Source organism: Acinetobacter sp. YH12043 (assembly GCF_013419915.1).
GTDB lineage: Bacteria > Pseudomonadota > Gammaproteobacteria > Pseudomonadales > Moraxellaceae > Acinetobacter.
The window spans coordinates 164,779-171,643 of the sequence record NZ_VOZD01000004.1 but is presented as its reverse complement, the minus strand read 5'-3'; the positions used below and the strand labels follow the sequence as shown (position 1 = coordinate 171,643).

Here is a 6,865-nt window from a genome sequence, read left to right as displayed (position 1 = left end):
CCAGGTGCACTACCAGGCTGTGCTATGCTCCGATGTTCAACTCAAAGAGTTGGGGTGAATGATGGGATTCGAACCCACGACAACCGGAATCACAATCCGGGGCTCTACCAACTGAGCTACATCCACCATTACGGTGTCTTCATTATTTAGACATAAAAAAACCGCTTGACGCGGTATCATTTATCTTAACCACCATGAAGAAGATGGTCGGAGCAGTAGGATTCGAACCTACGACCCCCTGGTCCCAAACCAGGTGCACTACCAGGCTGTGCTATGCTCCGATGTTCAACTCAAAGAGTTGGGGTGAATGATGGGATTCGAACCCACGACAACCGGAATCACAATCCGGGGCTCTACCAACTGAGCTACATCCACCATTGCCTTGGTTCTTAAATATCAAGCCACCAAAAATGGCGCGCCTGACAGGATTCGAACCTGTGACCATCCGCTTAGAAGGCGGATGCTCTATCCAACTGAGCTACAAGCGCTTTACTGATGATTTTCACCATCCGCCTTGAAGAATTGGTCGGAGCAGTAGGATTCGAACCTACGACCCCCTGGTCCCAAACCAGGTGCACTACCAGGCTGTGCTATGCTCCGATTCATCTCAGCTTTCGTATCAAGCTTATCGCTTGGTACGGTGTGCATTCTAGGCGTGACGCCATAAGACGTCAACACCTATATTTAAAAAAAATCAAAAAAACACTTCAAGCGTTTATTTATCAAGCATTTCAGACATTTTTTATACAAAATCTTAGCGTTTCAAGCTGGCACTAAAATCCAGCATACGATCTAAAGGCAGTTTGGCTCGTTGAGCTAATGCGGGGTCAACATGAATCTCCTGATCACGATGTTGTAGAACATGCAAGATTCCATCTAGCTCGTTCATGGCCATCCAAGGACAGTGTGCACATGAACGACAGGTTGCTCCTTCTCCAGCGGTTGGAGCTTCAATCAAAATCTTATCTGGCACAGCCTGCTGCATTTTATAGAAAATACCGCGATCTGTTGCCACGATCAAACGCTGATGTGGCAAGGTTTGAGCTGCCTTGATTAACTGAGAAGTACTTCCGACTGCATCAGCAATTTCTACCACAGACATCGGTGATTCTGGATGGACCAGCACTGCCGCATCTGGATATAAGGCTTTCATATTAGCAATTCCGCGCGAACGAAATTCTTCGTGGACGATACACGCGCCATCCCAAAGCAGCATGTCAGCACCGGTTTTATTCTGGATATAACGCCCTAGATGCTGATCCGGTGCCCAGATAATTTTTTCACCTAAACTATCGAGGTGTTCAATAATCTCAACTGCACAACTTGAAGTCACGACCCAGTCAGCGCGGGCTTTAACCGCAGCCGAAGTATTAGCATACACCACTACAGTATGATCAGGATGCGCATCACAGAATTTGGTAAATTCTTCTACTGGACAACCCAAATCCAGTGAACAGGTCGCTTCAAGAGTTGGCATCAGGACGGTTTTTTCTGGTGAAAGTATTTTTGAAGTTTCACCCATGAACTTAACCCCAGCTACCACCAAGGTCGATGCGGGATGGTCACGTCCAAAACGCGCCATTTCCAATGAATCGGACACACAGCCACCAGTCAGTTCTGCCAGTTCCTGTATTTCAGGATCACAATAATAATGTGCAACTAGTACTGCATTCTGCTTTTCCAATTCGGCTTGAATCTGTGCAAATTTTTCCTGTTTGGCCTGTGCACTGATCTGATGCTCTTTGGGTTCTCCTAAACGATCTAAATGCGCCTGCACAATCGATTTGGCTTCATTGGCTATTAATTTGGTCGCATCATTCATAACAACTCTTACTCTACCCTCATGGTTCATTATTCAACGAACCTTTCACCCTACATCCCGGTCATCTCTAGCAAAATACTTTTTTGACCAGTCATTAAAAATCATAAGATATAAAAAAAGCCCCACAACGGAGGCTTTAGAAACAATCTGAATTATGAACGATAATCAGCATTGATCTTCACATAATCATAGGACAGGTCACAGGTATAGACTGTATCTTTTGCTTCACCACGTCCAAGATCAACACGAATCGTCATTTCAGCTTGTGCCATCACACGTGCACCTGCCTCTTCGGTATAGTCTGCTGCTGCACCACCATCCTTGCAGATTTGTACATCATCTAACCAAACCTGAATTTTTGCAACGTCTAAATTCGCCACACCTGCATAACCGATTGCAGCCAGAATACGCCCCCAGTTTGGATCAGAAGCAAAGATCGCAGTTTTCACCAATGGAGAATGCGCGATACTATAGGCCACGTCACAGCATTCCTGAGTATTGGCGCCACCTTCTACTGCAACTGTGATGAACTTAGTCGCACCTTCACCATCACGCACAATCAGTTGCGCAAGACGTTTCATGGTACGCATCAATACTTCAAGTACAGCTGCATAACGCGGATCTTCAACTGATGAAATTTCTGTTCCACCGGCCTGACCTGTAGCAATAAAAATGCAAGAGTCATTGGTTGAGGTATCCCCATCAATGGTAATGCGGTTGAATGACTGATTCACTGTCTCAGATAAAAGCTGTTGAACCAGTTCACGGCTGATTGGCACATCAGTCGCCACATAACCTAGCATAGTGGCCATATTTGGGCGAATCATGCCGGCACCTTTGGAAATCCCGGTCATGGTATAAGTAATGCCGTCCAGTTCGAACTGTTCAGATGCACCTTTTGGTGTAGTGTCTGTGGTCATGATGCCGGTTGCCGCATCGATCCAGGCATCATCACGCAATGACTCTAATGCAGGCTGCAAACCATTCAGAAGACGTTCCATTGGTAATTGTTCGCCAATCACCCCTGTTGAAAATGGCAATACTTCTTCAGCTTTCACGCCTGCAAGTTCAGCCAGTTTGGCACAAGTGGCTTCAGCATTCGCCATACCTGTAGCACCTGTACCCGCATTAGCATTTCCGGTATTAATCACTAAATAACGTGGATTACCTACCGCCAGATGTGCTTTAGAAACATGCACAGGGGCAGCACAAAAAGCATTCTGGGTAAATACACCTGCAACATTGGAGCCTTCAGCCAGTTCAAATATCACCAGGTCACGTCGGTTCTGATAGCGTACATACGCTTCTGCCGAACCAATTCTCACCCCTTTTACCACATGCATCTGTGGCATAGATACGTCACCAACTGCCATTTTTAAATGTCCAATATTGAAGTTTCAGAAAAATACAGCTTAGTTGATCTTCATTAAAAAATCGAGCCAAAGCCAGATGAACACTCACTTTTCTTATGGTTTTTCACAATAAAAAACCAGTCATGGTGACTGGTTTTATTAAACTGGATCAAACTTAGTTTTTAGCCAGCTGGGTTGATTCACTCAATAAAGCCTGTTTCGCCTGTTGCTGACTTGCCGCAGAAAGCGCAGGGTTAGAAGCAACAATACGGTCAGCATTCGCTGCATTGGCTGCTGCAATCGCTGCAGTCTGCAAAACGATTGGACGGTTTGAATTATTAAAGGTATAGCGAATGCCAGTACGCGGACTTGCAATGGTCACCTGACCATCTGTACCCGTCTGAACCTGAGCCGTAGTTGGACCAATGGCCTGCTGAACTTTAGCAGGTGTCGTTGTTGCTGTTTCAGCAAAACTTAAAGTCGGGATTACCAAAGCAGCAACCATCATCGTTTTTAATACTTTTGTCATTGTTTCTTCCACTTTGCGGTGTTCAATCTGCCATTAAATACCATTTAATCCGGTACAGTGCAAACAGTATTCATCAGCTGAAAAGTCCATATACATAAAAAGATCAGGACCATTTGGTCCTGATCTTTTTATAGTTTAGAAACTTAGCAGAAATTAGATCTTGCCATGACACTGTTTGTATTTCAGACCTGAACCACATGGACAAGGTGCATTACGGCTTGCCGGTGCTTCAAAGACTGGTGCAACAGGATTGGCCTGCGCATTTTGTTCAGTGGTGATTTCATCTTCTTCAGCCAGTAATCCATCAAATTCCTGATGAGATAACTGCAAACGCATCGCTTCAGCCTGTGCCTGCTGCTGTGCTTCCATTTCAGCCAGCTCTTCAGGTGTTGGCACATGGATACGTGACAGATCAGTAATGACGTCAGATTTAATCACGCCCAGCATGTTTACAAACAGGTTATAGGCTTCTTTTTTGTATTCCTGCTCTGGGTTTTTCTGTGCATAACCGCGTAAATGAATCCCTTGACGCAGGTAATCCATCGCAGCCAGATGCTCTTTCCAGTGACGGTCCAGAGAGTTCAGCATGAAATGACGTTCAAGTGATGCTGCAGATTCAGCACCCATTTGTTCACGACGTGAACGGTAACGATTTACCACTTCTTCAGTAATTCGCTCAACCAGTGCTTCTTCATCTAAACGACGATCCTGCTCTAACCATTGTGCAACTGGCAGATCAATCGATAAGTCTTCACGTAGTGCAAGTTCCAGACCTTCAATATCCCACTGATCATGAATTGATTCAGGCGGAATATAGTTGGCGATCATGCCCTGCATCACTTCACGGATCATCTCTTCGATATAATCCTGCAATGAACTTTCAGCCAGAATCTCATCACGCTGACTATAGATAATTTTACGCTGCTCGTTATTCACGTCATCGTATTTCAACAGGTTCTTACGAATGTCGAAGTTACGTGCTTCTACTTTACGCTGTGCATTTTCGATTGAGCGTGACACCATTTTGTGTTCAATCGCTTCATCTTCTTTTAAGCCCATTGCACGCATCATGGCAACCACACGGTCACCCGCAAAGATACGCATCAAGTCATCTTCAAGAGACAGGTAGAAACGCGATACACCCGGGTCACCCTGACGGCCCGCACGACCACGCAACTGGTTATCGATACGGCGAGATTCATGACGTTCAGAACCGATAATATGCAAACCACCAGAAGCAAGAACTGCTTCATGATTCGCTTCCCATTCTGCTTTCAGGCGTGCTTCATCTTCAGGGGTTGGGTTTTCAATTTTGGCCAGTAGCGCTTTCCAGTTACCACCCAGCAAAATATCGGTACCACGACCGGCCATGTTAGTTGCAATCGTTACAGCACGCGGTGCACCCGCTTGGGCAATAATATCTGCTTCACGCTCATGCTGTTTGGCATTCAGGACTTCATGTTCAATACCAGCTTCTTTAAGCTTGTCAGAAAGAATTTCCGACGCTTCAATAGTGGCCGTACCAATTAGGATTGGCGCAACACCAGCTTCATGAACACGCTGGATTTCCTGAATAATCGCGTTGTATTTGCCTTCACGATTCAGGTAGATCAAATCGTTCTGGTCATTACGGATCATTGGACGGTGGGTTGGAATGATTACCACATCCAGACCGTAAATTTCTTTCATTTCCGCAGCTTCAGTATCTGCAGTACCGGTCATACCGGATAATTTTTTATACAGACGGAAATAGTTCTGGAATGTAGTAGTTGCAAGAGTCTGGTTTTCCGGCTGGATTTCCAGACCTTCTTTTGCTTCAACTGCCTGGTGCAGACCTTCAGACCAGCGACGACCTGGCATGGTACGACCGGTGTTCTCATCGACGATGATCACTTCACCTTCATGGATGATGTAATGCACATTACGTTGATACAGATAGTGCGCACGAATCGCAGCAGTCACATGATGCAGCAAATTCAAATTAGAAGCTGAATACAGGCTTTCACCTTCAGCCAGCAAGCCCATTGCAATCAATTCACTTTCAATGGTTTCAAAACCGGTTTCAGTAATTTCAACAGAACGCTGTTTTTCATCAATCCAGAAATGACCGCCATCCGGTACTTTTTCTTCTTTCTGTGCTTTTAACTTCGGTGGAATGCTGTTGATCGCTGCATAAAGCTGGGAGGAGTCTTCACTTTGACCAGAAATAATCAGCGGTGTACGCGCTTCATCGATCAGGATCGAATCGACCTCATCGATAATGGCATAGGTCAGACCACGCTGTTTTTTCTCAGCCAGCGAGAACACCATGTTGTCACGAAGATAATCGAAACCGAATTCGTTATTGGTACCGTAAGTGATATCTGCTTTATAGGCTTCAGATTTTTCTATCGGATTCTGCATGGAATAGATAATCCCAATGCTTAAACCCAAGAATTCGAACAATGGACGGTTTAACTCGGCATCACGTTGTGCCAGATAGTCGTTCACCGTGATGACATGGACACCCTGCCCGCTCAATGCATTAAGATAACAGGCCAGCGTCCCCATCAGGGTTTTACCTTCACCGGTACGCATCTCGGCAATCTTGCCTTCATGCAGGGTAATACCACCAATCAACTGTACGTCGTAGTGACGCATTCCCATAACACGTTTTGCAGCTTCACGACAGACTGCGAATGCTTCAGGAAGTAACTTATCTAGGCTTTCACCCTTATTATATCGTTGTTTGAATTCTTCAGTTTTTGCAGATAAGTCTGCATCGCTTAGGGCTGATATCGTCGGCTCGAGCGCATTAATCTTGTCTACGATTTTACGCATGCGTTTGAGTTCGCGCTCATTTTTGGTACCGAAGATTCCTCCGATCAGACTTGCCAACATGAATAGACTCTCTAAATCTTGCTTGTCAAATAAATATGTTCTTAGTCGTTATTATGGTGCTAGAAATTTGAACTACAAGGGTTTTGCCAGAAAACCAATGAAAAAAACTCATCCTTCGTCCTAGCCCTGAGACCTAAGGCAAAGTAATGTAGCAAATTTTACCCATGCAATATAGTTAATTAGACGACTGATTTGTCTGATTCTGAATCGACAGCCTACTTCTTTATTCGGTTTATTCATAAGAAATTCTAAAAACACTATTTTTAATCATAAAAAAATTGG

At 44.9% G+C, this 6,865-nt stretch carries 4 protein-coding genes and 5 tRNA genes; all 9 read right to left on the bottom strand.

Annotation, left to right across the window (positions count from 1 at the left end):
• Positions 1 to 50: 50 nt before the first annotated feature.
• Positions 51 to 126 (bottom strand) — tRNA-His (locus FTU01_RS03620).
• A 78-nt stretch (positions 127 to 204) separates the two neighbouring features.
• Positions 205 to 281: transfer RNA gene (locus FTU01_RS03615), tRNA-Pro, on the bottom strand.
• A gap of 18 nt (positions 282 to 299) precedes the next feature.
• Positions 300 to 375: transfer RNA gene (locus FTU01_RS03610), tRNA-His, on the bottom strand.
• A 36-nt stretch (positions 376 to 411) separates the two neighbouring features.
• Positions 412 to 488 (bottom strand) — tRNA-Arg (locus FTU01_RS03605).
• Positions 489 to 523: 35 nt separating this feature from the next.
• Positions 524 to 600, bottom strand: a tRNA-Pro gene (locus FTU01_RS03600).
• A gap of 154 nt (positions 601 to 754) precedes the next feature.
• The gene (nadA, locus tag FTU01_RS03595; protein ID WP_179993243.1) at positions 755 to 1,822 is read right to left on the bottom strand and encodes a quinolinate synthase NadA; all 1,068 of its coding nucleotides are present in this window, start codon (positions 1,820 to 1,822) and stop codon (positions 755 to 757) included.
• 152 nt (positions 1,823 to 1,974) lie between these two features.
• Positions 1,975 to 3,195 carry a bifunctional glutamate N-acetyltransferase/amino-acid acetyltransferase ArgJ gene (gene argJ, locus FTU01_RS03590; RefSeq protein WP_180138167.1) on the bottom strand — a complete coding sequence of 407 codons (1,221 nt, stop codon included), beginning with the start codon at positions 3,193 to 3,195 and terminating at the stop codon, positions 1,975 to 1,977.
• 154 nt (positions 3,196 to 3,349) lie between these two features.
• A complete protein-coding gene (locus tag FTU01_RS03585) occupies positions 3,350 to 3,703 on the bottom strand; it encodes a hypothetical protein (RefSeq protein ID WP_159124164.1) in 354 nt (117 codons plus the stop codon).
• 153 nt (positions 3,704 to 3,856) lie between these two features.
• Positions 3,857 to 6,583: a preprotein translocase subunit SecA gene (gene secA / locus FTU01_RS03580; RefSeq protein ID WP_180031926.1), complete on the bottom strand. Its 2,727-nt coding sequence runs from the start codon at positions 6,581 to 6,583 to the stop codon at positions 3,857 to 3,859.
• Positions 6,584 to 6,865 lie beyond the last annotated feature (282 nt).